The 1,620-nt window shown below is 64.3% G+C and carries 1 protein-coding gene; it reads right to left on the bottom strand.

Annotated features, from left to right (window positions below; translation table 11 throughout):
* Window positions 1–311: 311 nt before the first annotated feature.
* The gene (locus tag G7Y49_RS11935) at window positions 312–1,472 is read right to left on the bottom strand and encodes an IS110 family transposase (protein ID WP_165174110.1); all 1,161 of its coding nucleotides are present in this window, start codon (window positions 1,470–1,472) and stop codon (window positions 312–314) included.
* Window positions 1,473–1,620: the final 148 nt, after the last annotated feature.

The following is a 1,620-nucleotide window of genomic DNA, read 5'->3' as shown; positions in this document are numbered from 1 at the left end:
CATATGACCCGGATCCTGTCAAGCGGGCGCAAGGAGAGACCCCTCGTCCGTCGGCGAGGGATCTCTCTCCATATGCATCGACCCTGTGGTGCGGATCCTGTTGCCTAACGCCTCAAAGCGTCGTATCGCGACACCCTCAGATCCGTGGATACCGCACGCGGCCCACACTTCAACGGCTCGTTCGGGGCTTTCCGCCGAAGGATCGTTCTCTTCGTCATCCTTCTGTCGCGCATACCGCGCGAGCGCGGCGCGCAGGTCTCAATCGCGGGTTCCCCTCGCGTTGGAACAGATGCTACCTCAGGGCGGTTGCCTTACTTCGCTGCTTCGTTACGCTCGACGACGCAGCCAATGGCCCAGAGCCACCGCGCCATCTCGCTTACGGCTGCCATCTTGGCCTTGTTGGCGTGGATGCCCCGGGCAACGAGGCTCGCGTAGCGCTTGTGGACGCGGTGCGTCGCCTTGCGCGCCATGACTCTCAGCTCCTCGCTGACTTCGTGCCCCGCGGCGGGCTGCTTCATGTTCTTGTTGAAGCGCCTGACGGTGGACGCGCCCTCGGTGAGCGCACGCCTCAGGTGGGAGTTTCCGCATTTGGTGATGCGGCCGTGCGCCCGGTGCTCCCCGCTGGAACTCTCGGAGGGGGCGCACCCTATCCAGGATGTGACGGATCTCCCGTTCCTGAAGCGGGAGAACCGGCCGAACTCGGCCGCCGTGAGGAAGGCCGTCCTCGTGTCGATGCCCTTGACGAGAACGAGCGCGTCCACATAGGGCTTCCATCTCGGCTCTGCGCACAAGGTTGCTATCTGGGAGTCGAGGTGCGCTACGAGTTCTTCGTTAAGACGGATGCTCTCCCTGTAGGAGGCGAGCGCCTCGCGAGCGCCCTCGCCTTCAAGAGCGATTCCGTCCAGCCAGCGGTTGAACCTGGTTCCCCACGACTTGACGCGGTTTCCGCTTGCGGTCTTCTCGTTCCAGACGTATCCATGACGCAAGAGCAGGGCGCGCAGCCGCTGCTTGGTATCGGCGACGATCTGCTTCGCGTCTTCCCGCGCGCGTGCGATGTCGCGCGCAGCTTCGACCTCGTAGGGCGGCACCCACACGGACGTGCAGCCCTCGTCATCGGGCTTCAAGAGCTCTGCGAGCAGTCTCGAGGCATCGCGGGAGTCGGTCTTGCCCTTTTTGTCCTTCGCGGATCGCGCTATGCTCGACGTCGCTATGACATCGCAGTCGATGCCGATGCCCCGCAGGTCACGGCAGAGCGAGAAGCCGCTGCCGCCGGCTTCGTACGCGGCGTAGTAGGGGCCTTCGAAGTTGGCCCTCATCCACGCTGCTATGTCGTAGGCGCTCGGGCAGTCGGAGAAGCGCTTGCGCTCGACCTTTCCGCTCGACCACTCGAACCCCTTGACCGTGACGGAGCGGGCGTGGACGTCCATTCCGAAGACGCTGCAGTGCTCACGGTAGATGGTGTAGTTGTTCATGGGCAGCCTCCTTCTCCCTGCGCGGCGCCTGGGGCCGCGCCTGTCTTGCGCTATATCGGGGAGTCTATCATCTCCCGAACCCTGGGTGCCTGGCGGCAGGGCGGGCTGCTTCGGGCAGCTCCGCGTCTGGATCCGGGTCATATTGTCT

Source organism: Adlercreutzia sp. ZJ242 (genome assembly GCF_011038995.1).
In the GTDB taxonomy this organism is placed as follows: Bacteria; Actinomycetota; Coriobacteriia; order Coriobacteriales; family Eggerthellaceae; genus CAAEEV01.
The sequence above is the reverse complement of the archived record's forward strand: the minus strand, read 5'-3'. Positions and strand labels throughout refer to the sequence as shown.

Coding starts and splice junctions, on each gene's coding strand:
- G7Y49_RS11935 (WP_165174110.1), bottom strand. CDS start 1,472: ATGAACAACTACACCATCTACCGTGAGCACTGCAGCGTCTTCGGAATG.